At 67.9% G+C, this 23,305-nt stretch carries 22 protein-coding genes; 12 read left to right on the forward strand and 10 right to left on the reverse strand.

Annotation, left to right across the window (positions count from 1 at the left end; genetic code table 11):
- The 4 genes from ABLE91_RS16490 to purU all read left to right on the forward strand — a co-directional run bounded on the left by ABLE91_RS16490 (window position 1) and on the right by purU (window position 4,763).
- The gene (locus tag ABLE91_RS16490; RefSeq protein ID WP_348932389.1) at window positions 1-267 is read left to right on the forward strand and encodes a sarcosine oxidase subunit delta; all 267 of its coding nucleotides are present in this window, start codon (window positions 1-3) and stop codon (window positions 265-267) included.
- A complete protein-coding gene (locus ABLE91_RS16495; RefSeq protein ID WP_348932390.1) occupies window positions 264-3,224 on the forward strand; it encodes a sarcosine oxidase subunit alpha family protein in 2,961 nt (986 codons plus the stop codon). Before ABLE91_RS16490 ends, ABLE91_RS16495 begins: the two co-directional genes overlap by 4 nt.
- A complete protein-coding gene (locus ABLE91_RS16500; protein WP_348932392.1) occupies window positions 3,217-3,828 on the forward strand; it encodes a sarcosine oxidase subunit gamma in 612 nt (203 codons plus the stop codon). Before ABLE91_RS16495 ends, ABLE91_RS16500 begins: the two co-directional genes overlap by 8 nt.
- A gap of 65 nt (window positions 3,829-3,893) precedes the next feature.
- On the forward strand, window positions 3,894-4,763 hold the full coding sequence (gene purU, locus ABLE91_RS16505; RefSeq protein ID WP_348932394.1) for a formyltetrahydrofolate deformylase: 870 nt from the start codon (window positions 3,894-3,896) through the stop codon (window positions 4,761-4,763).
- Window positions 4,764-5,066: 303 nt separating this feature from the next.
- Here the strand turns inward: purU and ABLE91_RS16510 are convergent, their stop codons facing one another.
- Window positions 5,067-5,897, reverse strand: coding sequence for a hypothetical protein (locus ABLE91_RS16510; protein WP_348932395.1), 831 nt, complete (start codon window positions 5,895-5,897; stop codon window positions 5,067-5,069).
- A gap of 222 nt (window positions 5,898-6,119) precedes the next feature.
- Here ABLE91_RS16510 and ABLE91_RS16515 point away from each other — a divergent pair, with 222 nt between their 5' ends.
- A complete protein-coding gene (locus ABLE91_RS16515; RefSeq protein WP_348932398.1) occupies window positions 6,120-6,269 on the forward strand; it encodes a hypothetical protein in 150 nt (49 codons plus the stop codon).
- Between the two features lie 279 nt (window positions 6,270-6,548).
- Window positions 6,549-8,345: an allophanate hydrolase gene (gene atzF / locus ABLE91_RS16520; protein ID WP_348932400.1), complete on the forward strand. Its 1,797-nt coding sequence runs from the start codon at window positions 6,549-6,551 to the stop codon at window positions 8,343-8,345.
- A 102-nt stretch (window positions 8,346-8,447) separates the two neighbouring features.
- On the opposite strand, the gene ABLE91_RS16525 is transcribed toward atzF, so the two are convergent.
- The gene (locus tag ABLE91_RS16525) at window positions 8,448-8,942 is read right to left on the reverse strand and encodes a YcgN family cysteine cluster protein (RefSeq protein WP_348932402.1); all 495 of its coding nucleotides are present in this window, start codon (window positions 8,940-8,942) and stop codon (window positions 8,448-8,450) included.
- Between the two features lie 164 nt (window positions 8,943-9,106).
- Here ABLE91_RS16525 and ABLE91_RS16530 point away from each other — a divergent pair, with 164 nt between their 5' ends.
- The 3 genes from ABLE91_RS16530 to ABLE91_RS16540 are packed head-to-tail and all read left to right on the forward strand — an operon-like array spanning window position 9,107 to window position 12,532.
- Window positions 9,107-11,269, forward strand: coding sequence for a transglycosylase domain-containing protein (locus ABLE91_RS16530; protein ID WP_348932404.1), 2,163 nt, complete (start codon window positions 9,107-9,109; stop codon window positions 11,267-11,269).
- Between the two features lie 8 nt (window positions 11,270-11,277).
- Window positions 11,278-11,853 carry a DUF1214 domain-containing protein gene (locus ABLE91_RS16535; protein ID WP_348932406.1) on the forward strand — a complete coding sequence of 192 codons (576 nt, stop codon included), beginning with the start codon at window positions 11,278-11,280 and terminating at the stop codon, window positions 11,851-11,853.
- A 10-nt stretch (window positions 11,854-11,863) separates the two neighbouring features.
- Window positions 11,864-12,532: a DUF1254 domain-containing protein gene (locus ABLE91_RS16540; RefSeq protein ID WP_348932408.1), complete on the forward strand. Its 669-nt coding sequence runs from the start codon at window positions 11,864-11,866 to the stop codon at window positions 12,530-12,532.
- A 3-nt stretch (window positions 12,533-12,535) separates the two neighbouring features.
- Here ABLE91_RS16540 and ABLE91_RS16545 read toward each other — a convergent pair whose 3' ends face one another.
- The 8 genes from ABLE91_RS16545 to ABLE91_RS16580 all read right to left on the reverse strand — a co-directional run bounded on the left by ABLE91_RS16545 (window position 12,536) and on the right by ABLE91_RS16580 (window position 21,070).
- On the reverse strand, window positions 12,536-12,721 hold the full coding sequence (locus ABLE91_RS16545; protein ID WP_348932409.1) for a hypothetical protein: 186 nt from the start codon (window positions 12,719-12,721) through the stop codon (window positions 12,536-12,538).
- Between the two features lie 120 nt (window positions 12,722-12,841).
- Entirely contained in the window at window positions 12,842-13,189 is a 348-nt protein-coding gene (locus tag ABLE91_RS16550) for a DUF1491 family protein (RefSeq protein ID WP_348932411.1), read from the reverse strand.
- Window positions 13,189-14,157, reverse strand: a complete 969-nt coding sequence (locus ABLE91_RS16555; protein WP_348932413.1) for a peptidoglycan-binding domain-containing protein — start codon at window positions 14,155-14,157, stop codon at window positions 13,189-13,191. The genes ABLE91_RS16550 and ABLE91_RS16555 overlap by 1 nt, the downstream gene beginning before the upstream one ends.
- Window positions 14,154-15,590, reverse strand: a complete 1,437-nt coding sequence (locus tag ABLE91_RS16560; protein ID WP_348932414.1) for a sensor histidine kinase — start codon at window positions 15,588-15,590, stop codon at window positions 14,154-14,156. The genes ABLE91_RS16555 and ABLE91_RS16560 overlap by 4 nt, the downstream gene beginning before the upstream one ends.
- Before the next feature lie 140 nt (window positions 15,591-15,730).
- Window positions 15,731-16,591, reverse strand: coding sequence for a DUF2189 domain-containing protein (locus tag ABLE91_RS16565; RefSeq protein WP_348932415.1), 861 nt, complete (start codon window positions 16,589-16,591; stop codon window positions 15,731-15,733).
- A 181-nt stretch (window positions 16,592-16,772) separates the two neighbouring features.
- Window positions 16,773-17,405, reverse strand: coding sequence for a hypothetical protein (locus ABLE91_RS16570; protein ID WP_348932416.1), 633 nt, complete (start codon window positions 17,403-17,405; stop codon window positions 16,773-16,775).
- 183 nt (window positions 17,406-17,588) lie between these two features.
- Window positions 17,589-17,966, reverse strand: coding sequence for a DUF6481 family protein (locus tag ABLE91_RS16575; RefSeq protein WP_348932418.1), 378 nt, complete (start codon window positions 17,964-17,966; stop codon window positions 17,589-17,591).
- Between the two features lie 272 nt (window positions 17,967-18,238).
- The gene (locus ABLE91_RS16580) at window positions 18,239-21,070 is read right to left on the reverse strand and encodes an ATP-binding protein (protein WP_348932420.1); all 2,832 of its coding nucleotides are present in this window, start codon (window positions 21,068-21,070) and stop codon (window positions 18,239-18,241) included.
- A gap of 294 nt (window positions 21,071-21,364) precedes the next feature.
- Here ABLE91_RS16580 and ABLE91_RS16585 point away from each other — a divergent pair, with 294 nt between their 5' ends.
- The 3 genes from ABLE91_RS16585 to ABLE91_RS16595 all read left to right on the forward strand — a co-directional run bounded on the left by ABLE91_RS16585 (window position 21,365) and on the right by ABLE91_RS16595 (window position 23,279).
- On the forward strand, window positions 21,365-22,015 hold the full coding sequence (locus ABLE91_RS16585) for a hydrolase (protein ID WP_348933000.1): 651 nt from the start codon (window positions 21,365-21,367) through the stop codon (window positions 22,013-22,015).
- Window positions 22,016-22,122: 107 nt separating this feature from the next.
- Window positions 22,123-22,959: an alpha/beta fold hydrolase gene (locus ABLE91_RS16590; protein WP_348932423.1), complete on the forward strand. Its 837-nt coding sequence runs from the start codon at window positions 22,123-22,125 to the stop codon at window positions 22,957-22,959.
- 47 nt (window positions 22,960-23,006) lie between these two features.
- Window positions 23,007-23,279, forward strand: a complete 273-nt coding sequence (locus tag ABLE91_RS16595) for a XapX domain-containing protein (protein ID WP_348932424.1) — start codon at window positions 23,007-23,009, stop codon at window positions 23,277-23,279.
- The last annotated feature ends 26 nt before the right edge of the window (window positions 23,280-23,305 follow it).

Here is a 23,305-nt window from a genome sequence, read left to right on the forward strand (position 1 = left end):
ATGCGCCTCCCCTGCCCCTATTGCGGGCTCCGCGACGCCCACGAATTCTCCTACCTCGGAGACGCGGCACCCGTGCGCCCCGATCCGTCCGCACCGGGGGCGGAAGAGGCGTTCCACGATTATGCCTATCTGCGCGACAACCCGGCCGGCGCCTTCCGCGAGCTGTGGTATCACGCCGCCGGCTGCCGCCGCTGGCTGGTGGTGGAGCGCGACACCCGCACCCATGAGATTGCGGGCGCGACCTTCGCCCCGGGAGCCCGGCCATGAGCCGGTTCGGCCAGGGCGGCCTCATCGACCGCTCGAAACCCCTCTCCTTCACCTTCGACGGGCGATCCTATCGCGGCTATGCCGGCGACACCCTGGCCTCGGCGCTGCTCGCCAACGATGTGCGCCTCATGGGCCGCTCGTTCAAATATCACCGCCCGCGCGGCGTCTTCTCTGCCGGCTCGGAGGAGCCCAACGCCCTCGTGGAGCTGCGCTCGGGCGCGCGGCGCGAGCCCAACACCCGCGCCACCATGGTGGAGCTGTATGACGGGCTGGAAGCGACCAGCCAGAACCGCTGGCCCTCGCTCGACTTCGACCTCCAGGCGGTGAACGGGCTGCTCTCGCCGTTCCTCGGCGCGGGCTTCTACTACAAGACCTTCATGTGGCCCGCCGCTTTGTGGGAGAAGCTCTACGAGCCGGTCATCCGCCGCGCGGCGGGGCTCGGGCGGGCGGCGGAGCGGCCGGACCCCGACAGTTACGAGAAAGCCTTCGCCTTCTGCGACGTCCTGGTGATCGGCGGCGGCGCGGCGGGTCTCATGGCCGCCTTGGTGGCCGGGCGAAGCGGCGCGCGGGTGATCCTTGCGGACGAGGATTTCCGCCTGGGCGGTCGGCTGAATTCGGAACATGCCCGGATCGACGATGCGCCCGCGCTCGCCTTCGTGGCGCAGGCGGAGGCGGAACTGGCCTCCCTCCCCAATGTGCGCGTGATGACGCGCACCACCATCTTCGGCGCCTATGACGGAGGCACCTACGGCGCCATCGAGCGCGTGGGCGACCACGTGCCCATCCCCGCCCCCTTCGCCCCCCGCCAGCGCTTCTGGAAGATCATCGCCAAGCGCGCCGTGCTGTGCGCGGGCGCCATCGACCGGCCCATCGTGTTCGGCGGCAATGACCGGCCGGGAATCATGTCGGCCCAGGCGCTGCGGTCTTATGCGGTGCGCTACGCGGTGGCGCCCGGAACGCGCGCCGTGGCGTTCGTCAATAACGGCTATGCCTGGTCCGCCGCCTTCGACGCCGCCGCCGCGGGCGTGAAGATCGCCGCCATCGTGGATGTGCGGCCCGATCCGCCGCCGGTGCAGATGGAGCGGGCGCATAAACGCGGCGTGCGGGTGATCACGGGAGGCGAGGTCATCGCCACCTCCGGCAAGCTGCTCTCCTCCGTGACCGTGCGCGCGAACGGAAACACCGAGACCATCGCCGCCGACATACTGGCCATCTCCAGCGGCTCGAGCCCCAATGTGGGGCTCACCAGCCATTTCGGCGGCAAGCCGGTCTGGCGGGAGGACATTGCGGGCTTTGTTCCCGGCACGCTGCCGCCGGGAATGTCGGTGGCCGGAGCGGTGGCGGGGGAATATTCGCTGCCCCGCTGCCTTGCGGGCGGAGCGGCACGGGCCGCCGAGGCGGCCGGAGAGCTGGGCTTTTCCGCTTACGCGACCCCAGTGCCGCAGGCGCGCGACAACCCCGTCACCATCGCCCCCTTCTGGCACGTGAAGGAATCCAAGGGCCCGGCCTTCGTCGATTTCCAGAACGACGTGACAGCCAAGGACGTGGCCATCGCGCACCAGGAGGGTTTCCGGGCGGTGGAGCTGCTGAAGCGCTACACCACGCTCGGCATGGCCACCGACCAGGGCCGCACCTCCAACGTCACCGGCCTCGCCATCATGGCGGCGCTCACCGGCCAGGGGGTTGGCGAGACCGGCACCACCTTGTTCCGCCCGCCTTTCACGCCCGTCTCCATCGGCGCCATGGCGGGGCACCATCGCGGCAAGGATTTCCGGCCCACCCGCCCGACGCCCACTCACCCTTGGGCACGCGAGCACGGCGCGGTGTTCGTGGAGACCGGGCTGTGGCTGCGGGCGCAATATTTTCCGAAGGGGGGCGAGACCGACTGGCTGGCGACCGTGACCCGGGAGGTGATCGCGACGCGCGCCTCCGTCGGCCTCATCGATGTCTCAACCTTCGGCAAGATCGACCTGCAGGGGCCGGATGTCGGCACCTTCCTCGACCGCGTCTACATCAACACCTTCTCCACGCTCCAGGTGGGCCGCGCGCGCTATGGCGTGATGCTGCGGGAGGACGGGATGGTCATGGATGACGGCACCACCGCGCGCCTCGCCGACGACCATTATGTGATGACCACCACCACGGCCAATGCCGCCAGGGTCTACCAGCACCTGGAATTCTGCCTCCAGGTCCTGTGGCCGGAACTGGACGTGCAGCTCGCCTCGGTATCCGAGCAATGGGCGCAGATCTCCATCGCCGGCCCCCGCGCCCGCGACGTGCTCGCCGGCGTGGTGGACGGGCTCGACGTCTCGAACGAGGCCCTGCCCTATATGGGCGTCGCCCAAGGCACGGTCATGCGCGGGGTGAAGGCGCGCATCTTCCGCGTCTCGTTCTCGGGTGAACTGGGCTACGAGATCGCCGTGCCCGCCCGCCATGGGGTGGCATTGGCGCAGGCGCTCATGAAGGCGGGCGCGCCCTTCGGCATCACCCCCTATGGCACCGAGGCCCTGGGGGTCATGCGCATCGAGAAGGGGCACGTCTCCGGCAATGAGCTGAACGGCCAGACCTCCGCCCGCGACCTCGGGCTCGGCCGCATGGCCTCCACCAAGAAGGACTATATCGGGCGCGTGCTCTCCCAGCGCCCGGCCTTCCTCGATCCCGACCGGCCGGCGCTGGTCGGCTTCAAGCCGGTGGACCCGACCCAGCGCCTGCGGGCTGGCGCGCATTTCCTGCGCCACGGTTACAGCGCCACGACCGCCAACGACGAAGGCTACATGACCTCGGTGGCCTTCTCGCCCACGCTCGGCCACTGGATCGGCCTCGGCCTCATCACGCGCGGGCCGGAGCGCATCGGCGAGATGGTGCGCGCCTATGACCCGGTGCGGGGCGGCGACATTCCCGTGGAAATCTGCCATCCCGCTTTCGTCGATCCGGAAGGGGAGCGGCTGCGTGTCTGAGATCCTGTCCGACCATCCCGTCACCGACCTCGTGCCAGACGGGCGCTACGGGCGGCCCGATGGCGAGCCGGGCGTCATCGCCCGCGTGGTGGAAAACCTCGCGCTCGTCACCGTCGCCGCGCGGAAGGGCGTGACCGCGAGCGTCGTGCAGGCGGCGCAGGACGCTTTCGGCTTCCCGCTTACGGACGCGCCCAAGGTCAGCTTCAACCCCGACCTCGCCTTCATCGGCACCGCCCCCGGGCGCTGGCTCGCCGCCACGCACCGCGCACCGGATGCTCTTATTAGCCGCCTTAATACCGCCTTCGGCGACCGCGCCGCCTTGACCGACCAGAGCGACGCGAATTTGGTGCTGGACGTCTACGGGCCCCGGGTGGGTGAGGCGCTCACAAAGCTTGTTCCGGTGGACATTCACCCCAGCGTCTTCGCGCCGGGAGATGCCGCCGCGACCACGGTGGCGCTGATCCCGCTTCTGTTCTGGCAGCTGAATGATTCGCCGGCTTACCGCTTTGCCGTGCCGCGTTCCTTCGCACCAGCCTTCCTGCGGGCGCTGACGGCGAGCGCCGCCGAGTTCGGCTTCGAGATCACGGGCACGGGACGAGGTTGACCGCGGCGCGCCGCGCGCTTTCCCGCCTCACCTGTTCCGATCCTCTTTTCTCGACGAGACATCTCATGACTGCGCCCACCGACCAGTTCATCCTCACCCTTTCCTGCCCCAACCGTCCCGGCATCGTTTCCCGGGTCTCGACCTTCCTGTTCGAGAAGGGCTGCAACATCCTGGAAGCCCAGCAGTTCGACGACACCCAGAGCGGCCGCTTCTTCATGCGCGTGGTCTTCAACGTGGTGGAAGGCAGCGCCACCGCCGCCGAGATCCGCGCCGGCTTCGCAGAAGTGTCCGACGCCCTCTCCCTCACCTGGAGCCTGCGCGACAAGGCGGAGAAGCGCCGGGTGCTGCTGCTCGCCTCCAAATTCGACCATTGCCTTGCGGACCTGCTCTATCGCTGGCGCATCGGCGAGATCCCCATGGAGATTTCCGGCGTGATCTCCAACCACGCCCGCGAGACCTACGCGCACCTGGATTTCGACGGCATCCCGTTCCACCACCTCCCGGTCACCAAGGCGACCAAGCTGGAGCAGGAAACGGAAATCTGGCGCATCTTCCAGGCCTCTGGCTCGGAAGTGGCGGTGCTCGCGCGCTACATGCAGGTGCTCTCGGACGGGCTCTCCGCCAAGCTCGCGGGCCGGTGCATCAACATCCACCATTCCTTCCTGCCCGGCTTCAAGGGCGCCAAGCCCTACCACCAGGCCCATGCCCGCGGCGTGAAGCTGATGGGCGCCACCGCGCACTATGTGACCTCCGACCTCGACGAAGGGCCGATCATCGAGCAGGACGTGGAGCGCATCAGCCACCAGGACAGCCCCGATGATCTCGTGCGCAAGGGCCGCGACATCGAGCGCCGGGTGCTGGCGCGCGCCCTGTCCTGGCACCTGGAGGACCGGGTGCTGCTGAACGGCCACACGACGGTGGTGTTCCGGGATTGAGCGGAGCGCCACCGGCGCGCGCTGCTCCTCACCCGCCTCGTCCCGCCGGGCACCCTCTCCTGGGAAGGAGTGTTGCGGTATTAGTCCAAGGGCTGAGACGGTCGGGTTTTCACCTCTCCCCGAGGGGGAGAGGTCGGATGCGCAGCAGCCGGGTGAGGGGGCTTCGGCGCGTCAGGACTAGAGAGGTGGTTCCCCCTCACCCCAGCCCTCTCCCCCACGGGGAGAGGGGGTACGCCGCTTGTTTCCAAGTCGTCCATGGGTATCGCAATATCTGCCGCCCAGCTCCCAGGCCGGCGGGACCACTCACTCCTCGAAGCGCAGGGAATAGGATACGCCGGACTCCGCATCATAGGCGGACCCGCCAGCCTCGACGCGCAGTTGCAGCGCCCCCGTCTGCTTGTCCCGGACCTCGAACGTACCCCACTGATAGCGGCCGTCCGCTCCCTGGACAAACATGGTGCCGCGGACGTCGTAAGCCTCCTCCATGCGCTCCTGGATTTCGGCGAGCGCATCCGGCACCTTGTCGATAACGGCCTGAACCGCGTCCAGCTTCTCCTGGTTGACCTTGACCCCTTCGTTGAAGAGGGCTTCCAACCTGTCCGCCTCCTCGTTGCGGCCGATGGCACGCATCCGGCTGATGTTCATGCCTTCGACGCCGGTCACCACTTCGGTCAGCACGTCACCCTCCCGGGTGAATTTCTTGCCAAAGGTAACTTCGTTGACGCCGCCATTGGCCGCCCAGTCGAAGAAGGGTTTCAACTGGTCGCGCTCGTCCAGGGCCTCGTTATAGGCCATCATCTGGTTGCGCAGGCCCTTGACCTCAGTCCCGGCGGAATGGTTGTCCACGCGGAGCCCCTGTTCCGCCATCCTCTGCCGGACCTGTTCGAGGGTGGCGCGCAGAGCGTCCAGATCGATCGCGCGGGGCTCGGCGGAAGCCTGATTGCGCGCGGACAGGAACGCATTGGCGATCACCGTCGCCGCCTGCTTCCCGGCCGGACCGGACGCGGGCGAGACAAGGCTAGCCTGGGTGATCTCCGCAACAGTATCGGCGGGAGACGAAGTACGGGCCGCATTGGATGTGGCGGACTGCAACAGGTGAAGCGCGGTGGCGCCGGAGGCGGCGACGCTGGTCATTTGCTCTCTCCGCAATGGTTTCCCGATAAGCAATCAGCAAAACGATGACCTTGAGGGATCAAGGTACCGCTAGGGAATGATTGTCGCCGAAGCTTGCGCGAAGGTTGCAAACCTCATTCCCACACGGTCAGCGCGCGAGCGCAAGCACAATTTGGCTGATCGAACTTTTCCGACTTCCGTTGCGTTATATTCCCCAAGGGAATGTAACGCGTGAGGAAACCCATGAACCGTTCGACGACCCTGGTGATCGGCGCCGTGATCTTCGTCGCGGCCCTTAGCGCGGCCGTGATGTTCTCCGGACGTGGGACACCCGATCCCACGGAAAGCGCGACCGGGAAGGTGCCGGCTGCACCGATCACAGCGCCGCGCTGATCGTGCCGTCCACGTCACGTGGACGGACATCGCTCCAACCTGCATGCAATAGACACATTATTGCATAATAATTATTCATATGCCCGATAACTAAACAAAGCCACAGCCCTGCTTCGCGTCACGGCCGCCGCTCACATGGTCGAGCTTCCGCTTCACATCCAATGGCTTAAGGCAATTTTCGCTGCTCCGTGAAGAGCTGTCAGGTTGGCGCGCTTCCTGCTTGAGAGGAAAAGCCGCCGGGCGAAGCGCCGGCATCGCAGATCGAGTTCAGGAGCCGCCATGGAAACCCTCGCAACCCTTCTTGCCGCCCATCGCGAGGGACGGCGTACGCCGAGCGATACGGTGCGCGAGACCTACAGGCGCATCGCGGCCCATGACGACCCCGCCGTCTTCATCACCCTGCGCCCCGAGGCGGACCTGCTGAAAGACGCCGCTGCCCTCGAAGCCGCCGGCAACACCGCCCTGCCGCTCTATGGAATCCCCATCGCGGTGAAGGACAATATCGACGTCGCCGGCCTGCCCACCACCGCCGCCTGCCCGGCCTTCGCCTATGACGCGCCCGCTAATGCGACGGTCGTCGCACGACTGAAGGCAGCCGGCGCGCTCATCGTCGGCAAGACCAATCTCGACCAGTTCGCCACCGGCCTCGTGGGCACCCGCTCGCCCTATGGTGTGCCGCGCAACGCCTTCAATGGAAAGCTCGTGCCCGGCGGCTCCTCCTCCGGTTCGGCCAGTGCCGTCTCGGCCGGCCTCGTGCCGGTGGCGCTGGGTACGGACACCGCCGGCTCCGGCCGCGTGCCCGCCATGCTCCAGAACATCGTCGGCGTGAAACCGAGCCTTGGCCTTGTGCCCAATACCGGCCTCGTGCCGGCCTGCAAGTCGCTGGACTGCATCTCGGTCTTCGCCCTCACCGTGGACGATGCCATGGCGGCGCTGGAGGTGATGGCGGGCGAGGATGAGGCGGATGCCTTCTCCCGCGCCTTACCTCTCGGCCGGCTCGCGGCCCTCTCCATGAAACCCCGCCTCGGCTTTCTGCCGCCGGACCAGCGGGAATTCTTCGGCGATGCTGATGCTGCCGCAGCTTATGAGACGGCAATCTCGCGCTTCCGCGACATGGGCGCGGACCTTGTGGCGTTCGACTATTCGCCCTTCGCGGAATGCGCCCGGCTGCTCTATGAGGGCCCGTGGGTGGCCGAGCGCTGGATCGTCGCGGAAAAGCTGCTGACCACAAACCCGGATGCGGTCCACCCCATCACCCGCGCCATCACCGAGCCGGGCGGCACGGCGAGCGCGGCGGATGCCTTCCGCGCCATGTATCGCCTGCGCGAATTGCGCGCGAAGGTGGCGCCCATCCTCGCCGGCCTCGACGCCATCCTCCTGCCCACCGCCCCCACCGCCTATATGCTGGACGAAGTGATGGCGGACAATATCCGCCTCAATTCCCGCAATGGCACCTACACCAACTTCGTCAACCTGATGGATCTGTGCGGCACGGCGGTGCCCAATGTGATCGCCGCCTCCGGCGTGCCCTATGGCATCACCCTCCTCGCCTCGGCGGGCAAGGATGCCGAGGTGGCCTCCATTGCCCGCGCCTTCGCACGCGCCGCCGACCTGCCTTTGGGCGCGAGCGGCGAGACCGCGCCGCCCGCGCCCGCTTTGCCGGAGGCCTCTCGCGAAGGCCGGCTGGAGCTGTGCGTATTCGGCGCCCACCTCTCCGGCATGGGGCTGAACGGGGAATTGCTCGAACTGGACGGACGCCTCGTCGCGCCGGTGCAGACGGCGCCGGCCTACCGCATGTGGCTGCTGAAGGGCGCGGTACCGCGCCCCGGCGTGGTGCGCGTGGCAAGCGGCGGAGCATCGCTGGCCGGCGAGGTATGGTCCCTGCCATTCGAGGGCATCGGCCGCCTGCTGGCCCGCATCCCCGCCCCCTTGGGCCTCGGCAGCGTGACACTGGAAGACGGGCGCGAAGTAGCCGGCTTCCTCGCGGAGGCGGCGGGGACCGAGGGCTGTCCGGACATCACCTCCTATGGCGGGTTCCGGGCGTTCGCGGAGAGCCGGGTGGCGAAGAGCGCGTGAATGTCTCTACGCGTCATGCCCGGGCTTGACCCCGGGCATCTTTTGAAAGTTCAGGAGCTGATTTGGAAGAAAATCCTCGGGTCAAGCCCCCGGGGATGACGCTCAACGAGCGACTTTCCGTTTCACTCCCACCTTCGCCCCCTTCGGCCATTTCACCGGCCACGCCACGATCCGGTCCACCAGCTCGAACAGGCCGAACGTCTCCTCCGACCCCGCCACGCGCCCGCGCACCGAGATGCCGGCCTCGTGGACGCTCTCGCGCGTGCCGGAGACCAGAGGGTGCCACCAGGGCAGGTCCTTGCCGTCCGCCACCAGCCGGTAGGCGCAGGTGGGCGGGAGCCAGGAGAGCGAGCCCACCGCCTCCGGCGTGAGGCGCACGCAATCGGCCACCTTCTCCTGCCGGTTCTCATAATCCACGCAGCGGCAGGCGCCGGCATCGAACAGGCGGCAGGCGACGTCGGTATAGGCGATGGCGCCCGTGTCCTCGTCCTCCAGCTTGACGAGGCAGCAGCGCCCGCAGCCGTCGCACAGGCTCTCCCATTCGGAGGCGGAAAGCTCGGTGAGCGCCTTGACGCGCCAGAAAGGAAGATCGGACATTTGCCCTTCCTAGAACGCGATCATGTCAGGGGGAAGGGCGTGCCCCCTCGCCCCGCCGCCCGCCGCGCGCTATAGACGAAACGGAAACGCCGCTGCCGCGTTTCCGCCCCGGTGGACGTCCATGAAGGACGCCCTAGCCTTTCGAGCGCGAGACCGTCCAGAACGTGAGCGAGAGCGAGAAACCACCTTCCAGGCACCGGCTGCGCGACGCGTGGCTGGATGTGGACGCGCGCCTGGATTCCTCGCTGTTCCGCCTGGGCACGTGGTTCGTGCGTGCCGCCTCCTCCTATTCCGCCTTCATGGAGCGCTTCTCGCTCTCCGGCTGGCGGCGCTGGCTGGTGGGCCTTTCCTCGGAGGGCTTCACCCTCGGCACGTTCGGCGCCATCGCCATCCTCGCCCTCGCGCTTCCCGCCTTCAGGGAAACCTCCGACGACTGGCTGAAGCGCACCGAGCTCGCCGTTACCTTCCTCGATCGCTACGGCAACGTGCTGGGCGAGCGCGGGGTGAAGCAGAACGATACGGTGCCGCTGGAGGATTTTCCCGATTACCTGCTCAAAGCCGTGCTCGCCACCGAGGACCGGCGCTTCTATGAGCATTTCGGCATCGATGTCGCCGGCACGCTGCGCGCACTGGTGACCAATGCGCGGGCCGGCGGCGTGCGCCAGGGCGGTTCCTCGCTCTCCCAGCAGCTTGCCAAGAACCTCTTCCTCTCCAACGAGCGCACCATCGAGCGCAAGGTGAAGGAAGCCTTCCTCGCCATGTGGCTGGAAAGCCGCCTGACCAAGAGCGAGATCCTGAAACTCTATCTCGACCGCGCCTATCTCGGTGGCGGCGCCTATGGCGCGGACGCGGCGGCGAAATATTATTTCGGCAAGTCCATCCGCGAGGTGAACCTCGCCGAGGCCGCCATGCTGGCCGGGCTGTTCAAGGCGCCGTCCAAGTTTGCGCCCCACGTCAACCTTCCCGCCGCCCGCGCCCGCGCCTCCACCGTGCTCGACAATCTGGTGGATGCGGGCTTCATGACGGAAGGCCAGGTGTTCGGCGCCAGGCGCAACCCCGCCACCCCCATAGACCGGCGCGACATGGCGGTGCCCGATTATTATCTGGACTATGCCTTCTCCGAAGTCCGCAAGCTGGTGGACAACCTGCCGAAATCGGTGACGGAGCGCATCTTCGTGGTGCGCACGGGCCTCGACCCCAACATCCAGAAGGTGGCGGAGGCCGCCCTCGACCAGTCGCTGCGCCAGTTCGGCAAGGACTATAAGGCGAGCCAGGGCGCCGTGGTCATCATGGAGCCCAACGGCACGGTGCGCGCCATGGTGGGCGGGCGCGACTATGGCGAGAGCCAGTTCAACCGCGCCACCGACGCCCTGCGCCAGCCCGGCTCCTCCTTCAAGCCCTTCGTCTATACCGTCGCGCTGATGAACGGCTTCAAGCCCAACACCATCGTGCAGGACGCGCCCATCTGCCTCGGCAATTGGTGCCCGCAGAATTACGGCCGCTCCTATATGGGCTCCATCACGTTGCAGACGGCGCTCCAGCACTCCTTGAACACCGTCGCCGTGCGTCTTGCCGAGCGGTTCGGCAGGCAGAAGATCGTCGATCTCGCGCACAAGATGGGCATCAATTCCACGCTCACCATCTCCGCGCCCCTGCCGCTCGGCGCGGTGGAAGTGAGCCTCATCGACATGAGCACCGCCTATGCAGTGTTCGCCAATGGCGGCAAGAGCGTCTATCCCCATGCGGTGATCGAGATGCGGGTCGCCAATGGCGACGTGCTCTGGCGCTATGACCGCGACGCGCCCCGGCCCATCCAGGTGATCCCCCCCGCCACCATCGACATGATCAACCCCATGCTCAACAATGTGGTGGAGAACGGCACCGGCCGCCGCGCCCGCCTGCCGGACATCAAGGTGGCGGGCAAGACCGGCACCACCAACGCCTATCGCGATGCGTGGTTCATGGGCTTCACCGGCAATTATGTGGGCGGCGTCTGGTTCGGCAACGACGACTATACCTCCCTGAACAAGATGACCGGAGGCACCCTCCCCGCCATGACGTGGCAGAAGGTGATGGCCTATGCCCACCAGGGCATCGAGCCGAAATACATTCCCGGCATCGGCAACCAGCCCGCGCCCAAGCTGGACGAGCCGCCGGCCCCGCTGGATGTGCCCGGGCTTGAATCCAACCAGCGGCCGATCACGCTCTCGCCCCGCGCCGCGGAGCGGCTGATCCGCCTGGAGAAGCTGTTCAAGGAGGCCGCGCCCGTGCCGACGCCCACCGGCCCCACGGCCGCCATCTCCGCCCCGCCCACCCAGGCCAATTGACGCCAGCCGTGCGCCTCCTGCCCCTCGCTTTCACCCTCGCCGCTGCGGCCGCCCTCGGCCTCGGGCTCACCTATGTCTCGGTGACCCATTCGCGCGGCATGGACGCGGTGCGCTCCGGCGCCTGGGTCGGCTGGCCGCGCTCGGGCACCACACAGGCCGACCCCTATGCCCGCGCGGCCTTCGCGCGCTCGGGGGAGTTGCCGCTGGAACTGGCGGACGGCCTCCTTTTCCTCGCCTCGGAGGATTCGTCCGGCGCCCCTCTCGACGGACGCTGCGAGATCCGCATTGCCGGCCACCTGCCCCAGGCGCGGGTGTGGACGCTGACCCTGACGGACGAGGAGGGGCACCTCATTCCCAATGCGGCCGAGCGCAACGGCTTCACCAGCAACGAATTGGTCTACCGGCCCGACGGCGACATCGACGTCCTGCTCTCCCCCCGCGCCCGGGCGGGCAACTGGCTGCCCACCGGCGCGCGCGGCCGGGTGAAGGTGGCGCTGCGGCTCTACGATGCGCCCTTCAGCTTCTCCTCCGCCACGGGCGAGAGCGCCATGCTGCCGCGCATCGTCACGGAGCGCTGCCCATGAGGCTCCCGTCATGAGCAACACCGGGCTTTTCCAGCGCACACCATTTCGCGGCCGGCGGCGGGCCCTGCCCCGCACCGCGCGGCCCAATCTGCTGCGGCGATTGCGGCGCGCGCTCGCCCGCGTGCCCGCCGCCATGCCCGAGACGGTGTTTCTGCCGCTTGCCTGCATCCTCGTGCTGGCGGGCATCACCCATCTCGTCTCGGTGCTCGCCATGCCGACGCTTGCGCAGCGCAACGCGTATCAGCGCCTGTCGGAGATCGCGAAGGTCAACCAGCTCACCCTCCTGCCGGACGCTTCGCCCACGGGCATGATCCTGCCCATGACGGACCCGGCCTTCGTGAGCGCCGTGTGCCTCTATGATCTTGCGGAGAGACCCTTGCGGGTGCGGGTGCCGGCCACCGCCGACTATACGTCCGTGTCGTTCTACACGGCGGGCGGGGTGGCCTTCTATGCGCTGAACGACCAGGCGGCCGGGCGGGTGATCGAGCTGGACCTGCTCTCGCAGAGCCAGCGGGCGGCCCTGCCGGAGGATGAGGAAATCACCGCCGCCGACCGGCTGGTGGTGGAATCCCCAAGCGAGAAAGGCGTCGTCCTCATTCGCGCCTATGCGCGCTACGGCGACATGCGCAGCCAAGTGCGCCGCCAGCTCGAGGCAGCGAGCTGCACGCCATCCACCTGACCGTCAGGACAGGAAGCGGCGCGGATGTCCCGGCTGCGGACGGCGCGGCGGGGGGCTGACAGCCACCGGCACGTCATGCCGCTCGATGCGGATGACCGGGAGGATATAGATCCGCGCGCTCTCGCCCTTTTCCGGCACTTCTGCCGGCCGTAAAGACCGCTCGACGGGAAAAGCAACAACCGTGCCCATCACCCCTCTCCTTCATATGAGAGTCGTGCGATGAGAACGCTGATGGCACGGATATGGTTTCCTTGACCTTAAGATGCCGGAACGGGCGGGCCGCTTGCCCCTCTCGCCGGAGCCCGGGCCTTACTCGTCCTCCATCACCTCCACGAAGGGGCGGCCCGTGCGGTCCTCGATCTCCACGAACCAGAGGTCGGGATCGAAGCGCAGCTCTTTCGTCATGCGCGCCTCGCTGTCCGCCTCCGGGCGTCCGGCGGCCACCAGCACGCGGAAGCGGCGGTCGGCCGGAAAGGCTTCGTCGAACGCGCTCTGGGGCGCCGGGCCGTAGAGCGCAGCACAGCCGTCGAGGGTCGCCACCTTCACGAACACCGCGCCCGCCTCCTCGGCGCCGCGCCGGCGCACCGCGGCGAACGCGCCGGCGCCATTGGCAGTGCGCACGATCGCCGCGACGAAGATCCCGCTCTTGAGGCGCATCAGTCTATGGCGCTGCCGGAGACGGCCGCCAGCTCGCGCACCATGCGATCATTGATCTCGCCGGTCACGGGCAGGTTGCGATCGCGCTCGAAGCGCTGGATGGCGAGGCGGGTCTCATTACCCGGCTGTCCGTCCATCTTGATGGGACCATAACCGAGGCGGGCGAGCGACTTCTGCACGGCAAGAAGGCGTGAGCCGCCCTGGATATCCCCTGGCGGCCGCACCGAGCCGGTGACGCCGCTATCCGTGCCCGGCACCGCTGCCGGCGGCGCCAGAGAGGCGCGCGGCGCGGCCGCAACGGGCGCCTGCGGCGGTGGCACGGTGCGCGGCGCGACGGCCAGGGTCATGGGCGGGGCAGCTGCGGCCTGGGGCGCCGGCGCCCGGCGCAGTTGCGTCAGCACCGCCTCGGTCGGCTCTCCCGTGGTCACCCGCAAGTGGGCCGACTGCTCGAAGGCGCGGATGGCGGCCTCGGTCTTCGGGCCAGTCAGGCCGTCCGCCGCGCCGTCATAGAGGCCGCGCCGCGCCAGTTCCCGCTGGATGTCGGCGATGAGCGGGCTCGGCACCTTGGGAATCGGGGCCGGCGGAAGGAGCGCATTCTGCTGCGCCGGAGCCGGAGCCGGCGCAGCCGGAGCGGCGGCGCGGGGCGGGGGCGCGGCCGGGGCAGCGGCGGGCGCGGCGCCGACGGCCGATGGGGGCGCGAAGATCATGGCGGGGTTGCCCTGCCCCGGCGCGCTCGCGGGCCGCGCCTTGGGCTCCACCGAGACGGAGGTGGCTCCCTGGGAAGCCACCCGCACGCCGCCGGTCTGGAGCATGAAGATGTTCACCAGCACGGCGCCCGTGACCCCCACGGCCACCGCCGCCGCGAACCAGTCGGCGATGCGATAGACCACGCGCCCGCCGGGCACGTCGGCGAGCACGTCATGTTCGGGCAAGTGCGAAGCGCCGCGCGCGTCGAGTTCGTAGCTCATGCGCTTCTCCGATCGGAACCGGCGGCCCCGGAATTCCGCTCCACCGGCCGCACGAAGGGCGCCACCACGCCGGAGGGGCCACACAGCGGCAGGCTCAATGTGACCGTGGTGCCCACACCCAGCACGCTCGCCACATGGAATTCCCCGCGGTGCAGGTCCACCAGCCCGCGCACCACGGCAAGGCCGAGCCCGCTGCCGGTGCGCCGGTGCTCCATGTCGCCCGCCTGGAAGAAAGGCTCGCCGAGCCGCGCCACGTCCGCCGAGCACATGCCCGCGCCGGTGTCGCGCACCTTCAGCACCAGCATGCCGCCCGACACGCCCCCGGACACCTCCACCCGCCCGCCGGCGGGGGTGAACTTCACGGCATTGGAGAGAAGGTTCAGCAGGATCTGGCGCACCGCCCGCTGGTCCGCCGTCAGCGGCGGGAGGTGGGCCGGCAAGCCGGGGGCAAGGCGCACGCCGCGCCGGTTCGCTTCCAGCGCCATCATTTCGAGGCAGCCGTCCACGAGGGCATGCACGTCCATGTCCTCGCAGGCGAGCTCATAGGCCCCTGCCTCCACCCGCGAGAGGTCGAGAATGCCGTTGACGAGGCCGAGCAGGTGCTGCCCGCTCTCATGGATGATGCGGGCATAATCGGCCCGCCGGGCGGCATCCATCTGGCCCGCATCCTCGGACAGAAGCTCGGAGAAGCCGAGAATGGAATTGAGCGGCGTGCGCAGCTCGTGGCTCATGGCGGCGAGGAAGCGGCTCTTGGCATCGTTGGCGCGCTCGGCCTCCACCCGGGCGCTCGCCTCGCGCTGCGCTTCCATTTTCGCTTCGCTCACATCCTGCCATTGCACCCGGGCAAAGCCATCCTCCATGCGGGCGATGCGCGCCTCCATCCAGGAGAAGGCCGGTGCTTCGCCCGGCGCCTCACAGCGCAGGCGCAGCTCCACGAACCGCTCGCGGCCATCGCTGGCGGAGGCGGCGAGCGCGGCGAGGAAAGCGGGGCGGTCCGCCACCTGGATGCGCTCGAACAGCCCCTGCCCTTCCAGGGCGCCGGCTGGCAGCGTGGACAGGCTGCCTTGCGCCTGCTCGACGCTCAATGTCTCTCCGCCCCGGCCATGGAGGCTGACGAGGGCGATGTCATGTTCCTGTTCGGGGGCGGCAAGCGCCACGCGGGCAGCGGCGCGGGAAAGGCCGGCCGCCACTGCGGCAAGCGCCGCCGAGACGAGGCCGCAGGCCATGAGCCAGCTCGCTTCCGACGCGGCGCCCGTCACGAAGCCGGCGGTTTGCGCCAGGAGCACGGCTCCCCCGGTGCCCGCCGACAAAAGCGCAAGTCCGCCCAGCGCGCGGGCCGAGCGGCGCGCGAAGGCGGACAGTTGATCCGGCGGTGTCCCGCCCCAGCCGAGACCGCGCAGGCCGCGCGACGTGCGGCCGGCGGCCTCCGCCACCCACAAGGGTCCTGCGCCCAACGGTCCCGAGACCTGCACCTGCCGACCGACGCGCTTTCCGCGCCCTCCCTCTGACCTTGCGGGCAGCGTGGCACGGCAGGCTTTAAGCGAACCCTAAAAACCCCAGCGGAATCGCGTCGTCACAGCACCGCGCGGCGATAAAGATGCCACGTGGCGTGGCCGAGCACCGGCATGACCACGATGAGGCCCAGAAGAAGCGGCACCGCGCCCGCCACCAGCAGGCCCGCCACGATGGCGCCCCAGGCCAGGATGGGAGCAGGATTGACCCGCATCACCTCCACAGACGTGCGCATGGCGGTGAAGGCGTCCACGTTGCGATCCAGCAGCAGCGGGACCGTCACCGCGCCGATGGCCAGCACCGCCAAGGCGAAGCAGAAGCCGACCCCGACGCCGATCACCATCAGCGCCCAGCCGGCCGGTGTCGTGATCACCGCCTGCGCGAAGGCGGAGAGCGAGGCGGGCACATGCCAGCCCATGGTCGCCCCATAGATGAGCGCGGCGGCGCACATCCAGAGCACATAGATGCCGACGAGCACGAGGCCGAACTTCACGATCTCGCCGATGGCGGGCGAACGGAATGCCTTGAACGCATCCAGCCAGGTCACCTCGCCCTCCTGCTCGCGCCGGCGGCTCATCTCGAAAAGGCCGGTGGCGGCGAGCGGCCCGATAAGGGCGAAGCCGGAGACGAGGGGAAACAGCAGCGGAAGCATGTCATAGCCGAACATCAGCCGGCCGAGGACGAGGCCCGCGAGGGGATAGATGATGCCGATGAAGAGCACGTCCGTCCTATAGGACTGGAAATCCTCGAAGCCGCGTTTCAGGCAATCCATCAAGTCGGGAATGGCGATGTGGCGCACCATGGGCTTTGGCGCATCGAAGGCCTCATGGGGCCTAGCGAGATTGCGCCCCGCTGCCTCGGCCGCCCGCGCGCCGAGCCTTGCCTGCTCGAAGGTCCATTCGACCGGATTTCGGATCGTCATAGGCTATCCTCCCGAACCAGTGTCCGGAAGCCGCGGCCGATCTGACCCCGAGCGTTCACTGCAACCGACGCCTTAAGGCCCGCCGCAACTTTCCGCGGAAGGGATTATAGGGCGGATGGGGGTGGAGGGACAGGGAAAGAGATGCGTTCCCGGTTTCCTCGCAACTCCCCCCTGCCCTGTCCTAACGGGCGCCCAAACTGGGATTTGTTCCCGCCTTCGCGTTCAGCCGATCAAAGTAAGTCTTGGTCGCCTGATCCAGATCCGGTCGCTGCGTCACGGCGCAATCCACGGTGGGTTCCGCTCCACACCGCTTCTCCAGCAGGCGCTCGCAGGTGGGCGCCGGGTCGTTGCCGCAGAGCACCTCCCGGATGACGTTGAAGCGGTCGGCGACGAATTCTGAGCGCCCGCGCGCGAGAACGCATTCACCTCCCACTCCATCGCCGTCGAGGTGAAGGGAAATGACGGTGCGCGGCTTGCGGCTGGCTGCGCCCGCCTCCGGCGGCTCCAGCGTCCGCTTGAACACGGCCCTTTGAGGCTTCGCCTGTCCTGCAACCTGCGGTAGCTGCACCTCGAAGCGGTCGGCATTGGAGGCGACGAGCGCGGGGGCCACGAGGGTCATCGTCACGTCCAGTGGCGGCCCCTCGGGTTTGTCCGGAAAAACCTGGGTGGAAAGCGTCTTCGACTGCCGCGAGATGTAGAAAGGCGGGTTGGTCGCGCACGAGAGGCTGCGGTCTGCGAGGTCCGCCAGCAGGGTGCCCGCAGCAGCCGGGGCAATGGTGACGGACACCAGCGCCACACAGGCGAGCGCACGCACGTGGGCGAAAAGCCAGTCGGCCGCTCTCAGACGTCTTCTCCCCACATACGCCATTCAGCCCTCGCCACGGCTCCGAGCGATCCGGATGGCCACGATGAACCAAGTTTGTGTCACGCACAGCAAAAAGCCCCGCCTCTGGTCAGAGAAGCGGGGCTGTGCAGCTCCTGAATATCCGCTCGACGCTCAACCGCGGCTACGCGCTTTTCTCTCGGCATAGCGCCTGTCGCGTTCCGCCTTGCGCGCAGCCTGATCTTCGATGACGCGGGCGATGCGGTTCTTCTCGGCCATCTGGCGCTCCTCGGCTTCCGCGAGCGCTGCCGCCTCGGCGGCCCGCGCGCGTTCCGCCGCTTCGGCCAGAAGCGCTTCCTGCTGCTCGGCCTTCAGGCGCTCGCGCTCGGCGCGCCGCTCGTCCCGCGCTGCTGCAATAGCCTGCCGCTCGGCCAACTTGGCGGCGAGCTCCGGCGCGCTCGTCGTATCGCGATATTTGCCGACGAGGTTTTTCTTCGCATCGGCTGCTGCTTTGCGACGAGCAGAGAAGCCCGCGTCCCAATTGTTCTGCAAATCTTGATTCCGTTATGTTTTCCACGCTGCCGACCCCATGCCAAGCACAAGGGCGGCTGCCCCGTTCCATCCGGCCACAGGCGTGGGTCAACGTTTGCAAAGCATCATTGCTCGCCGCGGTGCTTTACCAGAACAGGGCTGGGGTCTTCAACAGAAAGACCGCCCGCGGCTCCATATCGGTACAGAAATCGGAAGCCCCCGCGCGGAGAGACCCACTTCATGGCAGAGAGGGAGGAGATTGAACCCAGATACGGTCGCCCACCTTCGCGTGCTTAAGCCAACTCTTCGAGCAGCAGGCGCGCCGTCCTTACATCCGCCTGTGACGCGGCACCGCCCGCCCTGTCGAATGCCGGCGCGAGAACGTCACGCGCGCGAAGGCGTTCATCTCGCAGCCGCTCCAGCCGGGCAAGGCTGATGGCAACCCGCAGCTCCCAGGCGCATGCGCCCTGGCTGCGGGCGAGATCCAGGGCCTTGAGGAAGGTGGCCGCCACTTCAGCATGGACCTCGTTCGTGCCCTCGGTGAGCCGCGCTTCCCCCCACCCTCGCAGCACCTCCGCCGTGCACCAGCTCACCTTTCCATCACGTGCCTCAATGAGACATTCAGAGCGCAGCAGGCGCTGATCGAAGGTCGCCATGCTTTGCATCTGGAACGGCGTCAGGTCCGCGCGCTGGAGAAGCTCGCCACGCAGGCCTGCCGCAATGTCGGGTTTTCCCGAAGCGTATTCCACGACACGGCTGTAGACCTTCGCCGACAATTGCCAGACGTTGAAGGCAGTGCCAGAGGTCACCTTGAAGATCTCTGCCACGAGCTGCCCGGCAAATCCCAGATCTCCGCTCCAGATCGCCACAGGGCACGCGCCGAACACCAGGAAGTAGCCCACCGCGAAAGGCTGGTCGATACGCGAGGCGCGCGCCAGCGTATCGTGTACGACCTCCAGCGCGGCGTCATAGCGGCCTTGCACCCACAGGATGCGCGCCTTGTGGGAATTGGTCGCCGTCTCATGGTCGTAGACAAAGACCCCCTCGCGCGGGATCCCCCGCTTCACCGCCGGATGCGCAAGCGCGAGCTCCACGTGCTGGGCGGCGCGCTCCTGCTCCCCGAGCAAATGATAGCCCAGCGCGGACACCCGGTGATGCAGGGGCTCCACGACGGCGTCGGGGGCGATGCCGCGCAAATCTGCGACGGCGGCCATGGCCTCGGCCATCTTGACATAGTCGCCCTTGGTGGAATCGTTGCCGAAGATCGCCCAGAGGATCTGCAATTGGGCGGTGATGTCGCGCTCGTCCCGCGCCGCCTTCAGGGCCCGCTCAAGCGCCTCCCGCACCTCGCTCACTGGACCGAGACTATGAAATACGGCATGGCCCAGAGCCGTGTTGAGGCGGACGATGACCGCCGGCTCCATGTCCGGCCTCCCGGCCGCCGCCGCAAGCGCCCGCTCCAGATGGCCGCGCAATTCGGGCACCAGCAGCAGGCGGAACCAGAAAGAGGTGGACGCGGCGGTAAGCCGAATGCCGAACCCCACATCGCCATCGGGGCCGAAGCACCGGGCGAGCGCCGCGCGGATGTCAGCCACATGCCGCCCATGGGTCTGCGACCAGCCCTCGCGCGGCGTCTCGATCAGGCTCGCATCGGTATCGCGGCACAGCGTGTAGAAATATTCGGCGTGAAGTCGCCGCGCCTCGGGCAGCTCGCCGGCCTCGTCGAGCCGGCCGGCCGCATAGAGCCGGAGGGTGTCCAGCATGCGGTAGCTGACATCGCCCCCCTCCACGTTGAGCGCGATCAGGGACTTTTCAAACAGCCGGTCGAGCACGTCGAGGATATCGATCACGCCGCGCATGCCGGGCGGCATCAGGGCGCCGGCGGCCTGCGCGCCGAAGGCGCCGGCAAACACGGAGAGCCGGCGCCAGACCCGCTTTTCATCGTCAGGCAGGCTCTCATAGCTCCAGTCGATCATGGCGCCGAGGGTGCGATGGCGCGGCGCTGCCGAGCGGCGGCCCTTGGTGAGCAGGCGGAACGGGTCCTCAAGGCGCTGGAGCACCTCGCGCAGGCCGAATGTGGGGATGCGGGTCGCCGCCAGCTCCATGGCGAGCGGCAGGCCGTCGAGGCGCTGGCACAGCTCGGCGGCCATGGGGGCGAGCTCGTCCGTCAGCTCGAACGATCCGATGCAGGCACGGATGCGCTCCACCAGCAGCTCCACGGCCGGATAGCGCATGGCCTCGGCTGCAGTAATCGGAACGCCGCTCGGCGGCGCTGAGAGCGGCCCGAGCCGCTCGACCCATTCGCCCGCGCCGCGCAGCACCTCCCGGCTCGTCGCGAGCACATGCACCCCGGCCGACGCCTGGAGCACGGCCTCCGCCAATTCGGCGGCGCCGGACACAACGTGCTCGCAATTGTCCAGCACGATCAGCATGTTGCGCCCGTTCAGATGGGCCAGAAGGCTGCGGAGCGGCAGCGCGTCCGAGGTCGGCAGCCGCAGCAAGGCGGCGACGTGCGCCACAATCAGCGTGGGGTCGCTCAGCGGTCCGAGATCGGCGAACAGGATGCCGTCCCGGTATCGGCCTGCCAGCTGGTCGGCCACCGCCAGGGCAACCGCGGTCTTGCCGATGCCGCCCGCCCCCGTAATGGTCACGAAGCGCCGCTCCGGCAGCTTGGCGATGATGCGCTTGATGGTGTCGTCGCGTCCGATGAGGGGCGCAAGGGGGCTGGGCGGCGGATCGGGATAAGCGGGCGCTGCGGGGGCCTGATCCTCCGCCTCCGCACCATGGACGCGCTGGATGTCCGCGACAAAGGAATAGCCCCGCCCCGTCATGTTGACGATGAAGCGAGAGTCCGTGCGGCTGTCGCCCAGCGCACGGCGCAGCGCCGCCACATGAACCCGCAGGTTGCTCTCCTCCACCACCGCCTGCGGCCAGAGGAGGTCGAGCAATTCCTGCTTGCCGACGATGGTGCCGGCCCGCTCCACAAGGGCGATGAGGAGATCCAGCGCCCTTCCGCCGACGCGGACGGGGATGCCGTTGCGCGTCAATGTCCGCGTCGCGGGGGTGAGCCGGAAGGCGCCGAACGCGATCACCTCGGCCGGCCCGTTTGTCGCTCGTTCCAGCATCGTCGGTCGCATTCCCGATGGCGTGCCGCAATCGGCCGCCGAACGGCCGTCTCAGCTCGAGCCGCGAGTATCCCTTTGGGGCAAACCCTTGTAAAGGCGACAAAAGTTCATGGGATTCACGCCGCTTCACAATGCTTTGCACCGGCTTCCTGGCGCTAGTGAAGCGAAGCGTCCAAGCATGGCGCCGCAATCCGGGGCGGGCGCCAGCGAGACGGCCTTCGGCCAGTCCTCGAAGGGTGTAGAATGGTCATTCGCGCCGTTTCGGTGAACCGAAAAGAGGAGACGGTGAGAATGATCAGCGCCACCCCCACGCCTGCCAACGGCCTGCTCAACCCCGAGAACCATCTTCTCATCCTGATCGACTTCCAGTCGCAGATGTCGTTCGCGACCAAGTCCATCGACGCCGTCACCCTACGCAACAATGCGGCGCTGATCTCCCATGCGGCGGCGGGCTTCGATGTTCCGGTCATCCTCACCACGGTGGCCGAGAAAAGCTTCTCCGGCCCCATGTTCGGCGAGATCACCGAAGCTTTCCCGGGCCAGAAGATGCTGGACCGCACCTCCATGAACACCTGGGAGGACGCCGCCGTCATCGCGAAGGTGAACGAGATCGGCAAGACCCGCATCGTGCTGGCCGGCCTGTGGACCGGCGTGTGCATCGTTGGGCCGGCTTTGTCCGCCATGGAGCAGGGCTTCGAGGTCTATGTGATCGCGGATGCCTGCGGCGACGTCTCGGACGAGGCCCATGAGCGCGCCATGGACCGCATGGTCCAGGCCGGCGCCCGCCCCATGACCTCGCTTCAGTACCTGCTGGAACTCCAGCGCGACTGGGCCCGCACCGAGACCTACGACATGACCACCGGCATCGCGAAGAAATTCGGCGGTGCCTACGGCCTCGGCATCATCTACGCCAAGACCATGTTCGGCGCTTCCGAAGGTCATTGAGAGGACGCAAGCGGCGTCCATCTTCAAGTTGTGGGCCTGCATAAGCAGCCCGCACGGACAGGCCGCCTGCGGCAGCCTCCACCGCAAAAGCGAAGGAATAGATCGCCATGCCCACCATCACCACCACGGACGGCGTCGAGATTTTCTTCAAGGATTGGGGCCCGAAGGACGCACAGCCCATCGTGTTCCACCACGGCTGGCCGCTCAGCTCTGATGACTGGGACGCCCAGATGCTGTTCTTCGTCCAGAAGGGCTTCCGCGTCGTCGCCCATGACCGGCGCGGCCATGGGCTCTCCAGCCAGGTGGGCGACGGGCACGACATGGATCACTACGCCGCCGACGCTTCGGCCGTGTTCGAGCATCTCGATCTGCGCAACGCGGTCCATATCGGCCATTCCACCGGTGGCGGCCAGGTCGCCCGCTATGTCGCCAAGTTCGGTGAACCCCAGGGCCGGGTCGCCAAGGCGGTGCTTGTCAGCGCCGTGCCGCCGATCATGGTAAAGTCGGACAAGAACCCCGGCGGCCTGCCCATCGAGGTGTTCGACGGCTTCCGGGCCGCGCTCGCCGCCAACCGCGCGCAGTTCTATATCGACGTTGCCTCGGGACCGTTCTACGGCTTCAACAGGCCCGGCGCGAAGGTCTCGCAGGGCGTGATCGACAATTGGTGGCGCCAGGGCATGGTCGGTGGCGCCAAGGCGCACTATGACGGCATCAAAGCCTTCTCCGAGACCGACCAGACCGAGGATCTGAAGGCGATCACGGTGCCGACCCTCGTCATGCACGGCGACGACGACCAGATCGTGCCGATCGACGATTCCAGCCGCCTGTCCGTCAAGCTGCTGAAGAACGGCACGCTGAAAGTCTATCCGGGATACCCGCACGGCATGCTTACCACCCATGCCGAGATCCTCAACCCGGACCTGCTCGCCTTCATCAAGGGCTGACGGAACGGCGCGCCGGCTCCGTGCCGGCGCGCCCCCAGGAGGGTCCCATGAAGCTCTATCTCGTGTCGCTGGGGGCCGGGCTGCTGGTGGGGATCATCTACAGCCTGCTGAACGTGCGCTCGCCGGCCCCGCCGGTGGTCGCCCTCATCGGCCTGTTCGGCATCCTCGTGGGGGAGCAGGCCGTTCCGGTGGCCCGGCTTCTGCTGCAGGGCGCGAGCCTGCGCACCGCCATCGGCCTTGCGGACTGCCGCGAGCACATCCTTGGCCAACTGCCCGGCCAGCCGGGCGAAAAGATCCCGGGCGAGCACCCGCCCGGCTGATCCCGACGCAGATCACGCATTCACGC

It is taken from the genome of Aquabacter albus, assembly GCF_040049275.1.
In the GTDB taxonomy this organism is placed as follows: Bacteria; Pseudomonadota; Alphaproteobacteria; order Rhizobiales; family Xanthobacteraceae; genus Aquabacter.